General features: G+C 66.5%; 20 protein-coding genes. 9 read left to right on the forward strand and 11 right to left on the reverse strand.

Going from position 1 to position 21,656, the window contains the following annotated elements:
- Window positions 1–6: 6 nt before the first annotated feature.
- On the reverse strand, window positions 7–630 hold the full coding sequence (locus tag HBE63_RS28575; protein WP_166908308.1) for a TetR/AcrR family transcriptional regulator: 624 nt from the start codon (window positions 628–630) through the stop codon (window positions 7–9).
- Window positions 631–734: 104 nt separating this feature from the next.
- On the opposite strand from HBE63_RS28575, the gene HBE63_RS28580 reads away from it, so the two are divergent.
- The 3 genes from HBE63_RS28580 (at window position 735) to HBE63_RS28590 (ending at window position 4,005) form a co-directional block, all read left to right on the forward strand.
- Entirely contained in the window at window positions 735–1,949 is a 1,215-nt protein-coding gene (locus tag HBE63_RS28580; RefSeq protein ID WP_166908310.1) for a cytochrome P450, read from the forward strand.
- Window positions 1,950–2,028: 79 nt separating this feature from the next.
- Entirely contained in the window at window positions 2,029–3,180 is a 1,152-nt protein-coding gene (locus tag HBE63_RS28585) for an acyl-CoA dehydrogenase family protein (protein ID WP_166908312.1), read from the forward strand.
- A gap of 27 nt (window positions 3,181–3,207) precedes the next feature.
- Entirely contained in the window at window positions 3,208–4,005 is a 798-nt protein-coding gene (locus HBE63_RS28590) for an acyl-CoA thioesterase II (protein ID WP_166908314.1), read from the forward strand.
- Here the strand turns inward: HBE63_RS28590 and HBE63_RS28595 are convergent.
- On the reverse strand, window positions 3,990–5,474 hold the full coding sequence (locus HBE63_RS28595; protein ID WP_166908316.1) for a PucR family transcriptional regulator: 1,485 nt from the start codon (window positions 5,472–5,474) through the stop codon (window positions 3,990–3,992). The genes HBE63_RS28590 and HBE63_RS28595 overlap by 16 nt on opposite strands.
- Window positions 5,475–5,587: 113 nt before the next feature.
- On the opposite strand from HBE63_RS28595, the gene gabT reads away from it, so the two are divergent.
- Together gabT and HBE63_RS28605 are read left to right on the forward strand one after the other, a co-directional pair.
- The gene (gene gabT, locus HBE63_RS28600) at window positions 5,588–6,934 is read left to right on the forward strand and encodes a 4-aminobutyrate--2-oxoglutarate transaminase (RefSeq protein WP_166910340.1); all 1,347 of its coding nucleotides are present in this window, start codon (window positions 5,588–5,590) and stop codon (window positions 6,932–6,934) included.
- A 32-nt stretch (window positions 6,935–6,966) separates the two neighbouring features.
- Window positions 6,967–8,421 (forward strand): NAD-dependent succinate-semialdehyde dehydrogenase, encoded by a 1,455-nt coding sequence (locus tag HBE63_RS28605; RefSeq protein ID WP_166908318.1) that lies wholly within the window; start codon window positions 6,967–6,969, stop codon window positions 8,419–8,421.
- Between the two features lie 9 nt (window positions 8,422–8,430).
- Here the strand turns inward: HBE63_RS28605 and HBE63_RS28610 are convergent, their stop codons facing one another.
- Together HBE63_RS28610 and HBE63_RS28615 are read right to left on the reverse strand one after the other, a co-directional pair.
- The gene (locus HBE63_RS28610; protein WP_243858357.1) at window positions 8,431–8,712 is read right to left on the reverse strand and encodes a hypothetical protein; all 282 of its coding nucleotides are present in this window, start codon (window positions 8,710–8,712) and stop codon (window positions 8,431–8,433) included.
- Between the two features lie 177 nt (window positions 8,713–8,889).
- On the reverse strand, window positions 8,890–10,779 hold the full coding sequence (locus HBE63_RS28615; RefSeq protein ID WP_166908322.1) for an acyl-CoA dehydrogenase family protein: 1,890 nt from the start codon (window positions 10,777–10,779) through the stop codon (window positions 8,890–8,892).
- 178 nt (window positions 10,780–10,957) lie between these two features.
- On the opposite strand from HBE63_RS28615, the gene HBE63_RS28620 reads away from it, so the two are divergent.
- Complete coding sequence (locus HBE63_RS28620) at window positions 10,958–12,169, forward strand: CaiB/BaiF CoA-transferase family protein (protein ID WP_166910342.1); 1,212 nt, start codon at window positions 10,958–10,960, stop codon at window positions 12,167–12,169.
- A 1-nt stretch (window position 12,170) separates the two neighbouring features.
- Here the strand turns inward: HBE63_RS28620 and HBE63_RS28625 are convergent, their stop codons facing one another.
- The 6 genes from HBE63_RS28625 to HBE63_RS28650 form a co-directional block, all read right to left on the reverse strand.
- On the reverse strand, window positions 12,171–12,476 hold the full coding sequence (locus HBE63_RS28625; protein ID WP_243858358.1) for a hypothetical protein: 306 nt from the start codon (window positions 12,474–12,476) through the stop codon (window positions 12,171–12,173).
- Window positions 12,477–12,487: 11 nt separating this feature from the next.
- The gene (locus HBE63_RS28630; RefSeq protein WP_166910344.1) at window positions 12,488–12,841 is read right to left on the reverse strand and encodes a heme-binding protein; all 354 of its coding nucleotides are present in this window, start codon (window positions 12,839–12,841) and stop codon (window positions 12,488–12,490) included.
- Between the two features lie 390 nt (window positions 12,842–13,231).
- Window positions 13,232–13,681, reverse strand: coding sequence for an STAS domain-containing protein (locus HBE63_RS28635; RefSeq protein ID WP_166908326.1), 450 nt, complete (start codon window positions 13,679–13,681; stop codon window positions 13,232–13,234).
- 128 nt (window positions 13,682–13,809) lie between these two features.
- Window positions 13,810–14,451, reverse strand: a complete 642-nt coding sequence (locus HBE63_RS28640; RefSeq protein WP_208301237.1) for a lactate utilization protein C — start codon at window positions 14,449–14,451, stop codon at window positions 13,810–13,812.
- Window positions 14,448–15,914: a LutB/LldF family L-lactate oxidation iron-sulfur protein gene (locus HBE63_RS28645; RefSeq protein ID WP_166908328.1), complete on the reverse strand. Its 1,467-nt coding sequence runs from the start codon at window positions 15,912–15,914 to the stop codon at window positions 14,448–14,450. The genes HBE63_RS28640 and HBE63_RS28645 overlap by 4 nt, the downstream gene beginning before the upstream one ends.
- Complete coding sequence (locus HBE63_RS28650) at window positions 15,911–16,645, reverse strand: (Fe-S)-binding protein (RefSeq protein ID WP_166908330.1); 735 nt, start codon at window positions 16,643–16,645, stop codon at window positions 15,911–15,913. Before HBE63_RS28650 ends, HBE63_RS28645 begins: the two co-directional genes overlap by 4 nt.
- Window positions 16,646–16,777: 132 nt before the next feature.
- Between HBE63_RS28650 and HBE63_RS28655 the strand changes: the two genes are divergently transcribed.
- A complete protein-coding gene (locus HBE63_RS28655) occupies window positions 16,778–17,608 on the forward strand; it encodes an alpha/beta fold hydrolase (protein ID WP_166908332.1) in 831 nt (276 codons plus the stop codon).
- Between the two features lie 268 nt (window positions 17,609–17,876).
- Here HBE63_RS28655 and ligD read toward each other — a convergent pair whose 3' ends face one another.
- A complete protein-coding gene (gene ligD, locus HBE63_RS28665; RefSeq protein ID WP_166908336.1) occupies window positions 17,877–19,103 on the reverse strand; it encodes a non-homologous end-joining DNA ligase in 1,227 nt (408 codons plus the stop codon).
- 54 nt (window positions 19,104–19,157) lie between these two features.
- Between ligD and fadD2 the strand changes: the two genes are divergently transcribed.
- Both fadD2 and HBE63_RS28675 read left to right on the forward strand, forming a co-directional pair.
- The gene (gene fadD2 / locus HBE63_RS28670; RefSeq protein WP_166908338.1) at window positions 19,158–20,831 is read left to right on the forward strand and encodes a long-chain-fatty-acid--CoA ligase FadD2; all 1,674 of its coding nucleotides are present in this window, start codon (window positions 19,158–19,160) and stop codon (window positions 20,829–20,831) included.
- A gap of 29 nt (window positions 20,832–20,860) precedes the next feature.
- Entirely contained in the window at window positions 20,861–21,643 is a 783-nt protein-coding gene (locus HBE63_RS28675; protein WP_166908340.1) for an SDR family NAD(P)-dependent oxidoreductase, read from the forward strand.
- Window positions 21,644–21,656: the final 13 nt, after the last annotated feature.

Raw genomic sequence — 21,656 nt, forward strand, 5'->3', positions numbered from 1 at the left:
CATCGGTCATATCGGCCAATTGTCCAGGGAATTCGGGCGATTGAGGGGCGCCGCGGCGGGCAGCGGTCGTGGCCGCGGGGTGGTGATGGCATCCAGGATCAGGACCACGTAGCGGCGCCACCCGTCGCTGCCGAGGTCCATCGTCCACAGCACGCTGTTGAGCATCGCAACGATCCGCGGCAGATCCTCGGCGACAAGGTCGCCGCGAACGAGGCCGTCCTGCTGCGCTCGGTTCGTGAGTTCCTGCATGGCGGCTTCGAGGCGGTCCGCGATGTTGGCGAGCGCGTCGGCGCGCCTGGCCGCAGCCAGGATGTTGTGCTCGGCGGCGCCGAGTGCAGTGGCGGCCTCGATCAGTTCGGTCAGCCCGCGTAGCGGATCCTTCCGGGTGAGAGCTTTTTCGATTGCAGGCGAAAGGTTTTCATCGATGCTCTGATCGAGCGCGGCTCGCAGGAGATCAGCTTTCGTCGGGAACCTGCGGTACAGAGTTCGTTCACCGACTCCGGCGCGGCCGGCGATCGTCTCGATTTGCGCATCGGGGCCGAGCTCGGCAAACACTTCACGAGCGGCCCGCAGGATGCGGTCGGCATTGCGTGCCGCATCGGTGCGCAGCGGGCGTTCGGCTGTCGACATGGCCTCAGCCTATCTGACAGTTGACTGTCAGATCAGCTCGATCTAACCTCGCAGAAATTGGCAGTCGACTGTCAGTTGACGCCCCAAGACTGTGAGGATCGCCGATGACCCTGCCTCGTCCTGACGTGTCGGTGGAAGCCGGACTTCCCGCGATCCCCGCTCCACGCGCCGACGGATGCCCATTGGCACCCGCCCCTGTGTTCGCCCGATGGCGGGAGGCCGAAGGGCTGCAGGCCGCGGTCTGGAAAGGCAAGCCGGTATGGATGATCAGTCGCTACCAGGACATCCGGGCGGCGCTTGTCGACGAACGACTCAGTGCCAACACGGGGCTGTACGGCGTTCCGACCGAGAGCGGCGAGATTGCCCTGATCTTCCCGCGCCTGGACGATCCCGAGCATCAGCGGCTGCGTCGAATGTTGACCAGGGACTTCACTTTTCGGCGCGCAGAGGCAATGCGGCCGCAGATTCAGGAGTTGGTCGACGGCTTCCTCGACGAGATGATCACCGGTGGTCCGCCGGCAGACCTCGTGAGCAAGTTCGCGCTGCCGGTGCCGTCGATGGTCATTTGTTTGCTCCTGGGGGTGCCGTACGAGGATCATGAGTTCTTCCAGAAGCAGAGTGCCGCCGGACTCGACTCGAACGCATCCGAGGAGGAGCGCACACAAGCCCAACTGGCGTTGTTCACCTACATGTTCGACCTGGTGGCCCGCAAGGAGCGGGAACCGGGTGACGATCTGATGAGTCGGCTGATTGCCGACCATGTCGCCACGGGTGAACTCAACCGCGAAACCGCCGCCATGAACGGCCAGATGTTGTTGGCCGCCGGCCACGAAACCACCGCAGGCATGATCGCTCTGGGCGCGCTGACGCTGTTGCAGCATCCCGACGCTGCCGCGCGCCTGCGGGAGACCGATGACCCGGCCGTGATGGCCGGCATCGTCGAGGAGTTGATGCGTTATCTGTCGATAGTGCACAGCCTCGTCGACCGCGTCGCGCTGGAGGATGTCGTCATCGGCGGCCAGCTCGTCCGGGCCGGTGACACGGTTCTCATGAACCTGCCTGCGGGCAACTTCGATACCGGGTTCGTCGATCAGCCCGATGCCTTCGACGTAAATCGCAACAGCCGAGGGCATCTCGGCTTCGGTTACGGCGTGCATCAGTGCCTCGGCCAGAACCTCGCGCGCGCCGAACTGCAGATCGCCCTGACCGCGTTGGTGCGCAAACTGCCCGGAATGCGATTGGTGGTCGAGCCGGAAGAGTTGAGATTCCACAACGACAAGGAGATTTACGGTGTTGTGGAGCTGCCGGTCGCCTGGTGACTGCCGGAGCACTCCTATTGCTGCCGCGACGTGGACGGATCGTATTTACAAATGACGACGAAAGTGTCACGGTGTGCTGATGGACTTCTCCTATGTCGAGCTCGCCGAGGAGGACGCGGCCTTCCGTGACGAGCTGCGCGCCTTCCTGGCCCGCGTCGTCACCGACGAGGTGATCCAGCGTGACCGCGAGACCGGCGAGAACTTCGACGAGGCAGTGCATCTGGCCCTGGGCAAGGCCGGGTATCTGGCCGGCGACTACCAGGCCGAAACCGACGGCGGATTCAGCGCGGTCCGGCGCCGCATCTGGGAACTGGAGATCGGTCGCGCGCACACCCCCTGGTTCCACTGGGGAACGACCGCCATGGTCGCCCACACCGTGGAGAAGTTCGCCTCGGCCGAGCTTCTCGACGAGGTACTGCCGGGTGTGTTGGACGGGCGGCTGCGGCTGTGTCTGGGCTACACCGAACCTGAAGGCGGGTCCGATGTCGCGACCTGCAAGACCCGCGCGGTGCGGGACGGGGACAGCTGGATCATTAACGGCTCCAAGATGTTCACCTCGAATGCGCACAACGCCCAGTACGTGTTCCTGCTGACCAATACAGATCCGTCCGCCGCCAAGCACAAGAGCCTGACGATGTTCCTGGTGCCGCTGGATTCCCCCGGCGTCGAGATCCAGCCGATCCGCACCGTCGACGGAGACCGCACCAACATCACCTATTACAGCGACGTCCGGGTCGGCGACCGCTACCGCGTGGGTGAGGTGAACGGTGGCTGGACGGTCCTGCGCGGTGCCCTCGAACTCGAACACGGCACCTTCGAACGCGAGACGCGCGGTCTGCAGAAGCTCGCCACCATGACCGAGCACATCAACTTGATGGCCGAGGCGGTGGACCATGTCGCGGCCGTCGCCCCCGATGACGCGGCGTCGCGCTACCGGCTGGGCCGGGGCGTCGCCCGGCTGGAAGCCGCCCTGAGCAGTCCCGACATGTACGGCCGCGTCGCGATCGCCCAGACCATGCGCGACGTGTCCCCGGACCTCATGGACCTCCTCGGATCGGCCGGTGCGCTGCCGGTCGGCGCGACCGGGGCGGCCGACGACGGGGGCGCCGAGTACATCTTCCGGCTGGCCGGCCCGACCGGCATCTACGGCGGAACCCTCGAGGTGTTCCGCAACATGATCGCCCAGCAGGCGCTGGGGCTGGGCCGGCCGAACTACTCGCCGGCAAAGTGAGTGATACCGCGTCGGTACTGTGGCCGGGTGCATCCCTTCGATAAGGCCCTGGAGCTCGAACCGTCCGGCGACGATCTCCTGCGCGGGCGGACGATCCCGGAGTGGGCCAACATGGTGGGTCCGTTCGGCGGCATCACCGCGGCCGCCGTGCTGCGGGCGGTTGAGCTGCACCCGAAACGGCACGGCCAGCCGATTGCCCTGACCGTCAACTATCTCGCCCCGATCGTCGACGGCGAGTTCGACATCGTGACAAGGGTCGTCAAGACCAACCGATCCAATCAGCACTGGATCGTCGAACTCAGCCAGGACGGCGACGTCAAGACCACCGCGACGGCCATTTTCGGGCTGCGCCGCGACACCTGGGCCGACACCGAGGTCACACCACCGCCGGCCCCGGCGCCCGAGGACATCGTGCCGTCGGCCCCGCCGTTCGGTGTGGTGTGGTTCGACAACTACGACATGCGTTTCGTCGACGGAGCCATTCCTGACGTCGGTGCGCCTTCCGACTCGTCGACTACGACGTTGTGGGTGCGTAACAATCCTGCCCGGCCAATGGATTTCGCAGCGTTGGCCGCGGTGAGCGATATCTTCTATCCGAGAGTGTTCCTGCGCCACGGCCAGTTCGTACCGGCCGGAACGGTGTCGATCACGACGTATTTCCATGCCGTCGACACGCAGCTCACGGCTCAGGGCGACGACTTCGTGCTCGCCACGGCACGGGCACAGCGGTTTTCGAGCGGTTACTTCGATCAGACCGCGAACCTGTGGGGCCGTGACGCCACCCTGCTGGCCACGAGTCACCAGATCGTCTATTTCAAGGGCTGACGGTCCTCCGGGACCGATTGCAGAGCGATCCACGCACTCACCCGGGTCTGCGGATCGTCGAGCTTCCCGGGCAGCACCGCCTCGATGGCGGCGAGCCGGTTGCGCACCGTGTTGCGGTGCAGGCCGAGTTCTTCGGCGACCTTGAGCCGGGATCCGTGGTGGCGCAGGAAACAACGCAGAGTTTCCAGCTGCTCGGAATCGAGCCCGCGCAACCAGGATTCGGCGAAAGCCGCGGCGTTCTCGGGATCGATCAGACCGAGGGGACCGTTGTCGATCACCCGGTCCCACACCACTGCGCCGGACACCTCGGTGGCCTGGGCCAGCGCCAGTCCGGCCGTGCGGTACCCCGTTCCGCCGTCACCGGGTGCCACCGAGTTCCCGACGCCGACCTGCAATCCCTCGCCGGCCAGGCGGGAGCCGGTCGCTTCGGCGCGTGCAGGTTCGACGACAGCGCACAGCTCGCCGGCGTACAGCCCGGCGAGGATGCCGCGCCGGTCCAGCGCGGCCGCTGCGTTCTCGATGGCGGAGCCGTCCCCGGTAGCTCGCAGGAAGCGGATGTGCCTCGGCAGCTCGGACGGCGGATGATCCACCTCCAATACCAATTGTGCGGTGCGGTAATCGCTTTCAGCGAGCAGCTCCAGGGCCCGGCTGCGAAGGCGCTGTCGGGTCGTGGCGCGGCTGCGGTCCTGCTCGTCGATGAGCCCCAGCAGGGCCACCGCGGTCGTCACGGCCTGGCGCTGTCCTTCGGTGGCCCTGGCCGGCGCCAACGCCGCCAGGTATGCCGATGCCCGGCCGCTCAGCCCGATCGGGTGGACCGACACCGAGAGCGTCGGATTGGACTGTGCTGCAGCCGAACGCAATCCGTGAGCCTGCAACCGTTTGACGTCGTCGGCGACCTCATCGAGCGGAAACTCGGCGCGGCGGGTACCAACCGGACCCGTCACGACCCGTCCGTCGGGATTCATCAGGCACGTCGCGCCGTCGAGCGCCGCGGCCAGCGCCGTGATGACCGCGACGGCAGGGTCCGGCTTGGCCGCAGCCGAGATGAGCTTGCGCTGCGTCTGCAGTGACTCGCGTGTCGCGGTGGACTCCTGTTCCTCCAGGAGATGCGCGACGTGCCGGCTGATCGCGACGAAGGTGGTGCGGCGTGGCACCTCGAACAGATTCACCTGGTGTCTGAGGCAGGCGGCTGCGAGTGCCGCCGGAGTCTCGGCGTGGGTGAGTCCGACGGCGAACCCCACGGCCGCCACGCCGGCGTCGCCGAGTCGGTGCACGTAGCCATCCCACTGGTCGTGCCAGGCGCCGGTTTCGAGGCCGGTGGTCAGCAGGATCTCCCCGCCTTCGAGGAATGGCCCCGGATCGGCAAGTTCACTCGTGGCCACCCAGCGGACTGGTGCATCGCGGCGAGGAACCTCGACGGCGAGCAACCCGAGCGTGCGCACATCCAGGACATCGCCGACCAGAACCATGTGTGCCAGTTTTGCACATTATCTGTTTGTTCATATGTGCGTTCCCGACCTGCCGATGAGGCCCGCGGTTCCCTAGCGTGATCACAAACAACCGCCAGCAGCAGGAGGAACACGTGACCATCGCCGAGATCGCGGGTGCGGCCGTCGCCCAGGAACGCCGGCTCGTCACTGCCATTCCGGGCCCGGTTTCCCAGGAGCTGCAGGCGCGCAAGACCGCTGCGGTGGCCGGCGGCGTCGGAACTACGCTGCCCGTCTACGTGGTGGCCGCAGGCGGCGGAATCCTCGTCGACGCCGACGGCAACCAGCTCATCGACTTCGGCTCCGGCATCGCCGTGACCACCGTGGGCAACAGTGCGCCCGCCGTGGTGGAGGCCGTCACCCAGCAGGTAGCCGCGTTCACCCACACGTGCTTCATGGTCACGCCCTACGAGGGCTACGTGCGGGTGGCCGAGGAACTCAACCGGCTCACCCCCGGCGACCACGACAAGCGCAGTGTGCTGTTCAACTCCGGCGCCGAAGCCGTCGAGAACGCCGTCAAGATCGCGCGGGCCTACACCCGCAGGCAGGCTGTCGTGGTGTTCGACCACGCCTACCACGGCCGGACCAACCTCACCATGGCGATGACCGCCAAGAACCAGCCCTACAAGAACGGTTTCGGGCCGTTCGCCGGTGAGGTGTACCGGGTGCCGACATCGTTCCCGTTCCGTGACGGCGAGACCGACGGCGCCGCTGCGGCCGCCCGCGCCCTGGACCTCATCGACAAGCAGGTCGGCGCCGACAACGTCGCCGCCGTCGTGATCGAGCCCATTCAGGGTGAAGGCGGATTCATCGTTCCCGCACCGGGATTCCTGCGCGCACTGCAGAACTGGTGTACCGACAACGGCGCGGTTTTCGTCGCCGACGAGGTGCAGTCGGGCTTCGCCCGCACCGGCGCGATGTTCGCCGTCGAGCACGACGATGTCGTGCCCGATCTGATCGTCACCGCCAAGGGCATCGCGGGTGGCCTGCCGCTGTCGGCGGTCACCGGCCGCGCCGAGATCATGGACGCGCCGCATGCCAGCGGGCTCGGCGGTACCTACGGCGGCAATCCGATCTCGTGTGCCGCTGCCCTCGCGGTCATCGACACCATCGAGCGGGAGGGACTGCTGGCCCGCGCGGTGGAGATCGAGAAGACCATGGTCGGCCGCCTCGACGCGATCGCCGCCGAAGACTCCCGGATCGGCGAGGTCCGCGGCCGCGGCGCCATGATCGCCGTCGAACTGGTCAAGGCTGGCACCACCGAGCCCGACGCCGACCTGGCTAAGCAGGTTTCTGCCGCCGCCCACGCCCAGGGCCTGGTGGTGCTGACCTGCGGGACCTACGGCAACGTGCTGCGGTTCCTGCCGCCGCTGTCCATGCCCGATCACCTGCTCGAAGAGGGGCTGGACATCCTGGCCGCCATCTTCGCCGAGACCCGCTGACCGCTCGCCCGTTCGATCCCTGGGAGACCTGAGTGAACACGCAGAATGCGATCGCCGAACTCGACGCCAAGCACGGCATCCTCATCGACGGGCAAGCCCGTGGTGCCGCCACGACGTTCGAGGTGCATGACCCGGCCACCGGCCGAACCATCGCCGAGGTCGCCAACGGCACGGTGGCCGATGGCCGCTCGGCCGTCGACGCTGCGCACCGGGCCTTCGGTGACTGGGCCAGGACCAGCCCGCGGCAGCGCAGCGACATCCTGCGCCGCGTGTTCGAGCTGATGGTCGCCGACACCGAGCGGCTGGCCGCCCTGATCTGTGCGGAGAACGGCAAGTCGCAGGCCGACGCCCGTGCCGAGGTGGGTTATGCCGCCGAGTTCTTCCGCTGGTTCTCCGAGGAGGCGGTGCGGACCGACGGCGCCTACGGTGTCAGCCCCGCGGGTGGCACCCGAACGTTGGTGACGCACAAGCCGGTCGGGGTTGCCGCGCTGGTGACGCCCTGGAACTTCCCGGCAGCGATGGCGACCCGCAAGATCGCCCCGGCGCTGGCCGCGGGATGCACCGTCGTCCTCAAGCCGGCCGCCGAGACGCCCCTGACGGCGTTGGCGATCGCCGGGATCCTGTCGGCCGCGGGCGTCCCCGACGGTGTGGTCAACATGGTGCCCACCACCGATGCCGCCGCCGTGGTCGAGAACTGGTTGAGCGATGACCGGGTCCGCAAGGTGTCCTTCACCGGTTCCACCGGCGTCGGCCGGGTGCTGCTCAAGCAGGCCGCCGACCGGATCGTCAACGCGAGCATGGAACTCGGCGGCAACGCCCCGTTCGTCGTCACCGGCGACGCCGACGTCGAAGCGGCCGTCGCGGGTGCGATGGTCGCCAAGTTCCGCGGCGGCGGTCAGGCTTGCACCGCGGCCAACCGGTTCTACGTACATGCTTCGGTCGCCGACCAGTTCGTCGCCGGTTTGGGCGCCGAGGTCGCGGCGCTGAGGGTAGGCCCCGCCTCAGATCCGGCATCGCAGGTCGGCCCCCTGGTGAGCGAGCGCGCCGCGCAGCGGGTGGCGGCCGCGATCGATGCCGCGGTAGCCGACGGCGCCGTGGTCGCCGCGACGGCCGATGTGCCGGCCGAGGGCTGGTTCGTCGCCCCCACGCTGTTGACCGGAGTTGCCCCGGATGCCGCGATCCTGGCCGACGAGATCTTCGGACCTGTCGCTCCGGTGGTGGTGTGGGAAGACGAGGCGGACCTCCTGCGTTGGGCTAACGACACCGAATACGGCTTGGCCGCATACGTTTACGCCGGTCGGCTGCAGGATGCGGTGCGGCTCGCGGAATCCTTCGACGCCGGCATGGTCGGCATCAACCGGGGCGTCGTGTCCGACCCGTCGACCCCGTTCGGCGGGATGAAGCAGAGCGGTCTCGGTCGCGAAGGCGCACGTGTTGGCCTTGAGGAGTTTCAGGAGACGCAGTACTTCAGCGTGGCCTTCGACTGAGCGGTCCGCTCAGAACGGCGCCGAGTGCTGCATCAGGCTCAACATCAGCACGACCATGCACAACAGTGAACTGAACATGATCAGCCCCATGACGACGACCACGAACCACGACGCGCAGCGCTGCTTGCCGCGTGCCAGCTTCGCTATCCGCGCATCGTGCATGAGTTCGTCTGCGACGAAGGCGAATTGGACGCGTTCCAACTCGGCATCGGCAGCAGGGACCCCGGAGGAGATTTCACGAAGGCGGGCCGCGGCGATGCCCACGCCGACCCGGTCGAACCGCCGACTCATCTGACGCGCCTGTCTGCGGGAGAGGCGGTGATCGAGCGCATCTAACGAATGCGGCCGCTGTCCCCATCCGCGGCCGTGCGCGTTTGACGGGGTCGTCATAACCCATTGAGTCTACGAGCGTCGCGGGTCGTGAGGAAGCCTGCGCGCGTGGATTGTTCACGTCTGCAATTACTTGGTTCACCGGATAACCCGGTGCACGTCCTCGGTCACGTCGCCGCCCTCCTGGGCGATCCACGGTCCTTCGATCGACGGATCGATGATCCCGGCCTCCAGCCACGTGTACCGACTGCCGAGCACGTCATGCGCCAACGTTCGGTCAGAATCGTCGCTGTTGTCCCAGAGTTCGGTGAACAGCCGCTCAGCCCGCACCCGGGATTGGCGGCAGAACGCGTCGGCGAGCTCGACCGCGGAGTCCGGCGCGTCGTTGTGGGCCCGGACGCAGGCCGCCGTCATTGCGAACAGTTCCGCCCCGATATCCACGATCCGGCCCAGGAAGCGCTGCTTGTGTTCCAACTTGCCCTGCCATCGGGACATCGCATAGAACGTGCTGCGGGCGAGCTTGCGGCTGGCCCGTTCGACATAGCGCAGGTGTTCGCCGAGCACTCCGAATTCGGTGAATGATGTTGGTAGTTGACCTTTTCCGGTGACCAGTGTGGGTAGCCAGCGCGCATAGAACTTGCCGGCCTGCGCGGCTGCTCTCGCTTTGTGCTTGAAGTCGGCGTCGGGGTCGATGATGTCGCCGGCCACCGACAGGTGGGCGTCCACCGCCTCGCGGGCCAGCATCAGATGCATGATCTCGGTGGAACCTTCGAAGATGCGGTTGATCCGCATGTCACGCAAAACCTGCTCGACGGGCACGCCACGCTCGCCGCGGGCCGCCAGCGATTCGGCGGTCTCGAAGCCACGACCGCCGCGGATCTGCACCAGCTCGTCGGCGATCAGCCAGGTCATTTCCGAGCCGTAAAGCTTGGCCAGCGCGGCCTCGATCCGGATATCGGTGCGGCCGGCGTCGGCGAGCTCACTGGCCAGCTCGACCATCGACTCGATTCCGTAGGCGGTGGCCGCGATGAACGCCACCTTGCCGGCCACCGCGTCGTGCTCACCCACCGGCCGGCCCCATTGGACGCGCTCCTTCGACCATTCCCTGGCGATCTTCAGACACCACTTCGCCGTGCCGGTACACACCGCCGGAAGCGACAACCGTCCGACGTTGAGCGTGGTCAGGGCGATCTTAAGGCCTTCGCCTTCGCGCCCGATACGGTTCGCCGCAGGCACCCGCACGTCGGTCAGCTTGGTCAGGCCGTTCTCGATTCCGCGTAGCCCCATGAATGCATTGCGGTTGGTGACGACGATGCCAGGGGTATCCGCGTCGACGACGAACGCGGTGATGCCACCCTTGTGCCCGTCGCTCGCGGGCACCTGGGCCATCACCACCAGCAGGTCGGCGATGACTCCGTTGGTGGTCCACAGTTTGACCCCGTTGAGCAGGTAGTCGTCGCCGTCGGGGGTGGCTGTGGCGTGCAACCGGGCCGGGTCACTGCCCACATCGGGCTCGGTGAGCAGGAATGCGCTGATCTCCCGCGTGCACCGAGGCAGCCAGGTCTGCTTCTGCTCGGCCGTCCCGAACATCGACACCGGCTGCGGTACGCCGATCGACTGGTGTGCGGACAACAATGCGCCCAGTGCGGGATGGACCGAGCCGACCAGGGCGAGCGCCTTGTTGTAGTAGACCTGCGACAGACCGAGCCCGTCGTACTCGGTGGAGATTTTCATGCCAAACGTGCCGAGTGCCTTCAATCCCTGGATGACCTTGTCGGGGATCTGCGCATCGCGTTCGATGACCGCGGCGTCGATCTGGGTCTCGCAGAACTGCCGGAGCTTGGACAGGAATGCCTCACCCCGCTCCGTCGCCTCGGCCGGACCGCGCGGGTGCGGATGGACCAGGTCCAGCCGCAGTCTGCCGAGGAACAGTTCCTTGCCGAAGCTGGGCTGGTGCCACTGCGCTTCCCGCGCATCCTCGGCGACCTGCCTGGCCTGTCGTTCGTTGACTTCTCCGGTGGCGGTCATCGCCTGCCTCCATACGTCGGACCCGGTGGTGGCATACCCGCGCAAAATTTCGCCGAAACGGCATTCCAGCAGGCTGCCTCTCGCACTTCTTCTGCCGGAATGCCGTTTCGGCGGGGAAGGAATCGTCTGATTACACTTACCGTAAGTGCAACAGTGAGGAGCCGCGTTGATCAAGGTCATGCAGGGCGTGCGAGTGCTCGAGGTCGCGCAGTTCACCTTCGTACCGGCGGCGGGGGCCATCCTCGCCGACTGGGGTGCCGACGTCATCAAGGTCGAGCACCCCGTGCGCGGGGACACCCAGCGTGGGTTCATCAACATGGGCGGGTTCCAACTCGACCCGAACCGGCATCCGCTCATCGAGCACCCCAACCGCGGCAAGCGCAGCGTCGGTATCGACGTCTCGACCCCCGGCGGGCAGGAGGTGCTGTACGAGATCGCGAAGACGGCAGATGTCTTCCTGACCAATTACCTTCCCGCCCAACGGCAGAAGAACAAGTTCGATGTCGAGCACATCCGGGCGGTGAATCCGAACATCATCTACGCCCGCGGCAGCGCGTACGGCGACAAGGGTTCGGAGCGTGATACCGGCGGCTTCGACGGCACCGCTTTCTGGACCCGCAGCGGTGTCGGTCATGCGCTCACCCCCGAGGCAATCAACGGTGCACTGTCCCAGGGCATTCCGGCGTTCGGCGATTCGATCGGCGGGATGAACATCGCCGGGGGTATTTCCGCAGCCCTGTTCCACCGCGAGCGGACCGGAGAAACCTCCGAGATCGACGTGTCGCTGCTGAGCACGGCGTGGTGGGCGGCCGGCGCCAGCGTCACCCAGGGCATGGAGACCGGTGAGACGATGCGCTCGCTGATGCCCGATGACGCGACCTCGGTGAACCCGTTCATGGCCAATTACCGGACTTCCGACGGCGGCACCATCAACCTGTGCATCGTCAGCCCGACCGGCTACATCCGCGACGCCTTCGAACATCTCGGTCTGCCCGAGCTGGCCGATGACCCGCGGTTCTCCGATGTGCTGCCGCTGATCGAAAACGCCTCGGAGGGCGTCGAACTCATCGCACAGGCGATCGGCAGCAAGCCGTTCGAGTACTGGCGTCAGCATCTCAAGACGATGAAGGGCCAGTGGGCGCCGTTCCAGAGCCTGGTCGACCTCGCCGGCGATGACCAGGCCGTGGCCAACGACATGGTCGTTGAGGTGGAGGCCGCCGACGGGGGCAAGCCGTTCCGGGTCGTGCGCGGGCCGGTGCAGTTCAATCACGAACCGCTGGAGACCACCCGGGCACCCCAGGCCTCCGAGCACACCGAGATCGTGTTGATGGAGCTCGGCATCGACTGGGACCGGATCGAAGAACTCAAGGACTCGGGAGCGATCGCCTGAGCTAGTTGCAACCGCCTGCGTGGACCCACCGGCCGTTGTAGCCGATGCAGCCGCTGACGTTCGAACCCGGCGGGGGCGGCGGCGGTGGCACGTCCTCCGGGAGCGGGGCGTAGTAGGCCGGCGGCGGCACGTACGGGGCAACGGCGTCGGCGACGTTCACGCACCCGCCGACCGAGATCCGGCGTCCGGCACTGGCGCACACGTCGGCGTTGGCGGTCCCCGCCGGGGCGGCCAGGACGATGGCGCCGGGCAGGGCGGTGAAGGCGAGCACGACCGTGGCCGCGCGGAGCCATGATGACCGAGGCATGGGGATGTTCATCATTGTCCTAACGGCTGATCAGGTGGCTTGATCCCGCAGCGGGCGCGAAAGTCGGTCAGCGGCTGACGGATTCCGACCAGGTCGGCGTGCGCTTGGGGGTTGGCGTCGAAGAAGGTCCGGGTCGCGTCCGGCACTTCTTCCTGTGGGCGGCCGTGCAGATTTGTGTAGAAATCGTTGACGTCCGGATGGGTCCACAAGTATGTGGACGTCGCGGCGGCGACCCCGGAGGCGATTCCGGCGAGATCGGCGGCCGTGCAATTGGGCGGGCGCGGGGGAGGCTCGGCCGCCGCTGTCGCGGGGCTGAACAGACCGACTACTACCCCGACGGCACCGGCGGCGAACGCCGGCACCATTCCGTAGCGCGCGGTGGTCAGTGTGCGGGACACAGCGGGACTCCTTCCCGAGGCGGGCAGGTGCCGATTGCATCGCCCGGCGGGCCGAACTTTAGCAGGTGGGACGGGGTGTGTGCGACGAATCGTTCGCGCGGCAAGGACGTGGTTTGCCTTGACGTATCAGCGTTTAGGGTCGCGGCAGATACGCGAGCCCAAGATAGCCACCGGCAGTCACGAAAGTCCGGTGACAGGGATACGCCACCAATAGCGAAACGGCTGCCAGACCAAGTCTGGCAGCCGTTTCGGTATCTGTCTGGTGTGCGTAAGAACTAGATGCGCACCGCCCGGTGGCGATGACGAAGCAGGCGGGTCAACCAGCGGACATCGATCAACATTGCGTTGGCCTTTCTCTCAGGCGCTCTTGGTAAGCAGGGGTAGCAACCGGCGGCGTGCCGTGTTGCCTTCGGCGAAGTGATGCAGGGCTTCTGGCACCGACGAGCTGAGCGGGACGCCCACCTCCTGGTGGTGGATCTCGGCGACGACGGACTGGCTGGCGATTGCCGCCCAGTCCACACCGAGTGCGCCGCATCGTTCGTCGATGTCGTAGAACAGTGAGATCGCCTGTGGTGCAAAGCTGTTGACGCCACTCAGATCGAGCGCCAGCGGCTTCTCCGCAAGAATGAATCGATTCACATACGACGCGATCTGGTCGATGTTGTTGCTGTCGATATCTCCCTTGACGGTCACCACTGTCGCCAGCTGGCGGCACTGCGCGCGCATCGATGCGCCTTCGCAGATAACTGCCGAGTTCCCGTACCGAAAGTGTCGATCCAATGCCGGGGTGTTGTTCGTGATTGCCATGATCAGCCTCCCGCCGTCTTTCCTGAGCTCTGGCTGAGCTCCGTCGCGTCAACCTGTTCATGACGTTATGCGGGCAATCTAAGGCGGCTGGGTGCCAGCGTTAATACTTTGCTAAGAACCCAACGGATCTACCCGCCGGTAGGGTCCTCCACGATCAACACGTCCAGAGTTCGGGGCCCGTGGACGCCTTCCACACGCTGCAGCTCGATGTCACTGGTGGCGCTGGGGCCGGAAATGAAGGTCAATGGCCTGGTCGCCGCCAGCTCGGCGAATGCCTGGGGCACGGTGTCGACGATCTGCTGTGCACGGACCACACAAAGGTGATGGTCGGGCACCAGGGTCAGCGTCCGCCGCCCCTGCCCGGGGCCCGCGTCCAGCACGATGGTGCCAGTCGCGGCGATCCCCAGCGCGCATCCGGTCAGCACCGCGTCGGCTCGATCGAGTTGCTCGACACCCAGTGCCGGCGCGTCGGGGACCGTCGTCAGCCCGGTCACCCACTCCGGCGGCAGATCGGCCGGGATGACCACGGTGGCCTCCGGGCCGACCAGTCCGAGGACAGTCGACGCGATCGCGTCGACCCCGATGCGATGGACCCGCGCCCGGTACTCGGCGACTGTCTCGGCGAACCGCTCGACGTCGCCGGCGCCGGTCAGTGGCTCACGGTGGTAGTCCCTCGGTACCGTCACCGCCTGCGGCGGTGCGGCGGCCAGGGCGCCGCGGATCCGGCCGAGCACCGTGGCCCGGGCTGCGTCGGGGGTCGGGCCGGTCACCCGCGGCCTCCCTCATGGGTTCGGTTCCACCACTGCCGGAACGTCTCGGCGGGCGGCTCGGGAATGTCACGGCTCGCCGTCCACTTGGAGGCGGGCCAGGGCAGCGCCGAGATGCGGTGATCGCGCCCGGCGATCAGTCGCCCGGCGCCCAGCACCTTTTCCGCCAGCGCGAACCGGCCCGCGCCGGACATCGCCCAGCCCGCGGCTTTCATCGCGAGATCCTGCCCGCCGGGCAGGCCGTGACGTTCGGAGTCCACCTGGTTGGCGCGCAGGTGCACCAGGATCGTGGGGATGTCGATGCGCACCGGGCAGGCTTCGAAGCACGCTCCGCACAGTGACGAGGCGAACGGCAGGCTGGCGTTGGGATCGTCGTGACCGGTGGTGCCGGTGAGCTGAGGGCTCAGGATCGCCCCGATCGGCCCCGGATACACCGAGCCGTAGGCGTGCCCGCCCGTGCGTTCATACACCGGACAGACGTTCAGACAGGCACTGCACCGGATGCAGTGCAGCGCGGCGCGCCCCACCTCATCGGCCAGCACGCGGGTGCGGCCGTTGTCGAGCAGGATCAGGTGAAATTCCTGGGGCCCGTCGCCGGGATGCACACCGGTCCACATGGAGGTGTACGGGTTCATCCGTTCCGCCGTCGAGGAGCGCGGCAGCAACTGCATGAAGACCTCGAGATCGGTGAACGACGGCACGATCTTCTCGATACCCATCACCGTGATCAGGGTCGGCGGCAACGTGAGGCACATCCGGCCGTTCCCTTCGGACTCCACCACCGCCAGCGTGCCCGTCTCGGCGATGCCGAAGTTCGCCCCACTGACCGCGACCTTCGCGGTGAGGAATTTGCGCCGCAGATGGGCCCGGGCCGCCATGGCCAGCACCCGCGGGTCGTCGGTGAGCTCACCCGCGTCGGGCATCTCCCGGTTGAAGATCTCGCGGATCTCTGCCCGGTTGCGGTGGATGGCCGGCACCAGGATGTGGCTCGGTTTGTCGTGGCCGAGTTGCACGATGAGCTCGGCCAGGTCGGTTTCGAACGCGGCGATGCCCTGCGCTTCCAGGTACTCGTTGAGGCCGATTTCCTGGGTGGCCATCGACTTGACCTTGACCACTTCGTCGGAGCCGGTGGCGCGGATGAGGTCGGCGACGATGCGATTGGCCTCGTTGCCGTCGCGGGCCCAGTGCACCACGCCACCCCGCCGGGTGACGTTGTCCTCGAGCTGCTCGAGCAACTCGGGCAACCGTGCCATGACGTCCTGCTTGAGTGCGCTGCCCGCGGCACGCAACTGCTCCCAGTCGTCGCATTCGGCCACGGCGGCCAGCCGTTTGGTCCGGATGGTGTGGGTGGCGTGGCCGATGTTGCGGCGCAGTTGGGAATCGGCGAGCGCGGTGCGGGCGGCTTTCGGGAAGGGTTCGTCGCCACGGAGGTTGCCGACGCCGGGGGTGCCCAGGAATGTGGTCATGCCTCGGCCGCCAGGATCTCGGCCAGGTGCACTGTGCCCACGCCGGAGCGCAGCCGGGTCAGCCCGCCGCCGATGTGCATCAGGCACGAGGAGTCTCCTGCACTGCAGACCTCGGCGCCGGTCTCTGCGATGTGGGCCATCTTGTCGGCCAGCATCGCGGTGGACGTATCGGAGTTCTTGATCGCGAAGGTTCCGCCGAACCCGCAGCAGGAATCGGCCTCAGGCAGCTCCACCAGTGTCAGGCCCCGAACATTGCGCAGCAGCCGCAGCGGCTTGTCGCCCACCCCGAGCATGCGCAGTGAGTGGCAGGTCGGGTGATAGGTGACGCGGTGCGGATAGTAGGCGCCGACGTCGTCGACGCCGAGGACGTCGATCAGAAATTCCGATAACTCGTAGGTCTTTTCGGCCAGTCTCTCGGCGCGCGTGGCCAGGTTCTCGTCGCCGGCTCGGCGGGCCACCATCGTGTGCTGGTGGCGGGCCGAACCCACACACGAGCCCGACGGTGCCACCACTGCGTCGCAGCTCGCGGATTCGAAGGCCTCGACGTGATTGCGCACCAGCGCGGTGGCTTCCTTGAGATAGCCGGTGTTGATATGCATTTGGCCGCAACAGGTTTGACCGGGCGGGAACACCACCTGATGACCGAGGCGCTCCAGCAACTGCACCGTGGCGATCGCGACCGGCGGGAACAACGCGTCCGCCAGGCAGGTCGCGAACAGGGCGATTCGCATGGACACTCCTAGGACGTGATGTGACCAGGGTACCGACCGTGTGATGGCACCCCTTACGTTTCGGGCGGCGAAGATGCCGGGAATCCGAACGGGAGGGCCGCTGTTGTTGGGGGGTGCCTACGAAAGGAAACGATGTCGGCGACGAAAAAGACCGCTGCGGCAGTCCGCGAGGTCCAACGTCCGCACGAGACCACGATCCGGTACACGGTCACCGGCCCCGCCGGCGGGCTGACCCTCGTGTTCATCCACGGCTGGGGTTGTGACAGAACCGATTTCGATGCCGTCGCCGTTTTCCTGCCGGATCGGTACCGCGTCGTGGCGATCGATCTCGCCGAACACGGCGAATCCCGGTCCGCACGCGATCTCTGGACGATAGGGGAGTTCGCCCGGGACGTTGCTGCTGTCCTGAGGGCCGAGGCCGTGGCAAGTGCCGTCGTGGTCGGGCATTCCCTGGGCGGTGCGGTGGCCGTCGAGACCGCCAGGATATTGCCCGACGTGGTCTCACAGGTCGTCGCACTCGATGGCCTGCACTACCTGTCGTTGTATCCCGCCCAAGACGCTCCGCATGCCCGGGCTGTCTTGCAACCCTTCTATGACGACTTTGAGGCGGCGACACGGGACCTGGTCGATGGCGGATCACCGGAGGGCGTCGATCCGGCGCGCACGGACGCCTACTTCGCGAAGATGTCGGCCGTGCGGCAACCGGCGGGGTTGCGCGCCGTCGAGGGCCTGGTGCATTGGGACATGGACGCCGCCCTGCGTGAGATTCACCAGCCGATCACCCTGTTCGCGGTGCGCTCGCTCATCAGGCAGGAAGCGATCGACCGCTATCGCGACCGAATCGACATCGTGCCGGTCGATTTGGGAAGCCACCACTTCCACATCGAAACACCCGAGGGCACAGCAGAATTGTTGGCCGGCGTGGTTTCCGGTCAAGAACGCGACGCCGTTCCGGGCAGCTGACGCAAATCCAGGGCAAAGGAGGGCCAAGCATTGGAAAACAACGCGATAGCGGTGCTGCAGCGGTTCTACGAAGCAGAGACGGCGTACCTGGAATCCGACCCGAAGGACTTCGCGGTTGTCGCTGCCGTGCTGCATCCGGATTGTGTGATGCACCGGCCAGACTCACTTCCCTATGCGGGTCAGTGGCGTGGTCACGAGGGTTTTGAGCGCTGGATGGCGGCGTTCTCCGCGGTATGGGCCTCCTTGACGTACTTTCAAGCAGCTCCAGCTAGTGCCACTGCCTACCGCGGTAGTGCTCCCACGGGTTGTAGTCGGCGAGTAGCTCTTCCTGCGGCGGGCGCTCGGCCTCGGGCACGTGCTGCAGGTTGATCCGCACCCGATACCAGATCGAACTCGGACCCCGCATCCCGTCTAGCAGGACATCGACGGGCTCCAGCCGCCCGGCCACCGCGGGATAGCGCTCGCGCCACCCGTCCAGCGCTGCCATCGCCTCGTCTTTGGTTTTGGTGCGGGCGATCTCGATCAGCGGCATGCTCGACTGTCTGCGCCCATCGTGGGAAGCGGCCTTGGGTGCCTTCTCGGCTGGGCCGAGATCCTTGGCGAGGGCGAGCAAAGGGTCCAACTCGCCGACCGCGAGATCCATGCCTTCCCACGGGTCGCCGATCTCGGCGAACCGGCCGGGCACGGTGGCGACCGTGAAAGCCTCGGGGTGGCAACCGTCGACCTCGTCCCAGCGCAGGGGGGTGGACACCCGGGCATCGGGGGTGGCGCGCACGGAATAGGCCGACGCCACCGTACGGTCCTTGGCGTTCTGGTTGAAGTCGACGAAGACCCTGGTGCCCCGTTCTTCCTTCCACCAGCGCGCCGTCGCGAGGTGCGGCGCCCTCAGTTCTACCGCCCGGGCCACCGTCTCGGCGGCCAGCCGAACTTTGGTGAACGGCCACCGCGGCTGGATGCGCGCGTAGATGTGGAAGCCGCGCGAGCCCGATGTCTTGGGCCACGCGGTCAGGCCGTACTCCTCCAGCACAGCGCGGGCGACCTGAGCGACATCAACGATCTGCGACCAGCCGACCCCGGGCATGGGGTCGAGGTCGACCCGTAGTTCGTCGGGATGATCGAGGTCGTCGGCCCGCACGGGATGGGGATTGAAGTCGACGCACCCCAGGTTCACCGCCCACGCCAAGCCCGCGGCGTCGCGAAGCACCGCTTCCTTGGCCGACGTGCCGGACCGGTACTTCAGTTCGGCGACGTCCACGTAGTCAGGTCGCTTCTCCGGCGCCCGTTTCTGGAAGATGGCTTCGGTGGCGATGCCTTTGACGAACCGCTTGAGGATCATCGGACGTTCGTAGACCCCGCGCAGCGCACCGTCGGCCACCGAGAGGTAGTAGTTGATCAAGTCCAGCTTGGTGACGTGGGCGTCAGGGAAAACCACCTTGTCGGGGTTGCTGATGGCCACCTCGCGGCCTTCGATCTCCAGCGACATTGCACCGGCCATGACCACATGTTAGTTACCGCCCGCAGTGCGATAGATGTCACTTATTGTGACGACATGCCAAGTCTGTCTGATCTGCCGGCGAACCTCACCGCGAAGGCCAAGCAGTACGCGGAGCGCGGCGCCGCCGAATTGCACTACGCGCGCAAGATGTTCGAAGCGGGTGCGCTGCGGCTGGAACCGCCGCAACATATCGCGGCCATGCTGAACGACATCCGGACCTGGGGCGAGATCGGGATGATTCCCGCGCTCAACGCGCGTCGGCATCCCCACCGTGCCGCGGTCATCGATGACGAGGGTGAGTTCACGTTCGGTGAGCTCGACGCCGCGGCGCACGCGGTGGCCAACGAACTGCTCACCATGGGCGTGCGAGGCGGCGACGGGGTGGCCATCCTGGCCCGCAACCACCGTTGGTTCCTGATCGCCCAATACGGCGCGGCGCGCGTCGGGGCCCGGATCATCATGCTCAACTCCGAGTTCTCGGGACCGCAGATCAAAGAGGTTTCCGAGCGCGAAGGCGCCAAGGTGATCATCTACGACGACGAATACACCGCCGCCGTGGCGCATGCCGAACCGGAACTCGGCAAACTGCGGGCGCTGGGCGTCAACCCAGATTCCGACAAACCGTCGGGCAGCACCGATGAGACCTTGGCCGACGTGATCGCGCGCAGCCACGGCCGGTCCGCGCCCAAGGCCACCAAACATCCCGCGATCATCATCCTGACCAGCGGCACCACCGGAACGCCCAAGGGTGCCAACCGGGCCGCCCCACCGTCACTGGCCCCGATCGGGGGAGTGCTGTCGCATGTCCCGTTCAAAGGCGGTGAGGTGACCTCACTGCCCGCCCCGATGTTCCACGCGCTCGGGTTCCTGCACGCCACCCTGGCGATGATGCTGGGCTCGACGCTGGTGCTCCGTCGCCGGTTCAAGCCGGCCACCGTGTTCGAAGACGTCGAGAAGCACGGAGTCACCGGCATGGTGGTGGTGCCGGTGATGCTCTCGCGCATGCTCGACCATCTCGATCAGATGCAGCCCAAACCCAATCTGTCGTCGTTGCGGATCGTGTTCGTCTCCGGCTCCCAGCTCGGTGCGGAACTGGCGTCGCGCGCACTCAAAGAGCTCGGGCCGGTGATCTACAACCTCTACGGATCGACCGAGATCGCCTTCGCGAGCATCGCGCGCCCCAAGGATCTGTCGATCAATCCGGCGACGGTCGGGCCGGTGGTCAAGGGCATCACCGTCAAGATCATCGACGACAACGGCAAGGAGCTCCCGGCGGGGCAGGTGGGCCGCATCTTCGTGCGAAACACCTTCCCGTTCAAGGGATATACCGGTGGTGGGGGCAAGGAAATCATCGACGGCATGCTGTCGTCGGGCGACGTCGGATACTTCGACGAGCATGGCCTGCTCTACGTCAGCGGCCGCGACGACGAGATGATCGTCTCCGGCGGGGAGAACGTTTTCCCGGCCGAAGTCGAGGATCTGATCAGCGGGCATCCCGACGTCATCGAGGCCACCGCGCTCGGCGTCGAGGACAAGGAATGGGGCGCCCGGTTGCGGGCATTCGTGGTGAAGGCCGAGGGTGCCACCATCGACGAGGACTCGATCAAGACCTACGTCAAAGAGCATCTGGCGCGGTACAAGGTGCCGCGTGAGGTGGTGTTCCTCGACGAGCTGCCGCGCAACCCGACCGGCAAGATCCTCAAGCGTGAACTCCGCGACATGGAATAGTTCGCGCCGATCGGTGGTAATACCTGCTCGTGAACATCGACCTGACTGGAAAGACCGCGCTCGTCACCGGCTCGACCCAGGGCATCGGGCTGGCCATCGCAGAGCAATTGGCCCGCAGCGGCGCCCGCGTCACGATCAACGGTCGGACCGCCGTGCGCGTCGACGAAGCCGTCGCCAAGCTGGGGGACGTCGACGTGATCGGTGTCGCGGCCGACGTGGCGACCGAGGAGGGCACCGCCGAACTGCTGCGGCAACTGCCCGCTGTGGACGTGTTGGTCAACAACCTCGGCATCTTCGGGGCGGTGCCGCCACTGGAGATCACCGACGAGCAGTGGCGCACCTACTTCGACGTGAATGTCCTTGCCTCAGTGCGACTTATCCGCAGCTACCTGCCAGGGATGACCGAGCGGGGCTGGGGGCGGGCGATCCAGATCGCCAGTGACTCGGCCATTGTCACGCCCGCGGAGATGATCCACTACGGGGTGTCCAAGACAGCGTTGCTCGCAGTGTCGCGCGGTTTCGCCAAGCAGGCCGCGGGTACCGGCGTGACAGTCAACTCGGTGATCGCCGGGCCGACCCACACCGCCGGTGTTGAGGACTTCGTCTACCAACTCGTCGACAAGTCGTTGCCGTGGGATGAGGCGCAGCGGGAGTTCATGATCAAGCACCGGCCGCAGTCCCTGATCCAGCGCCTGATCGAACCCGAGGAGATCGCGAACATGGTGACCTATCTGGCGTCGCCGTTGGCGTCTGCTACGACCGGCGGGGCCTTGCGGGTCGACGGCGGCTACGTCGATTCGATTTTGCCCTAAGAGCGGAAACTCC

This window comes from Mycobacterium sp. DL440 (assembly GCF_011745145.1).
GTDB lineage: Bacteria > Actinomycetota > Actinomycetes > Mycobacteriales > Mycobacteriaceae > Mycobacterium.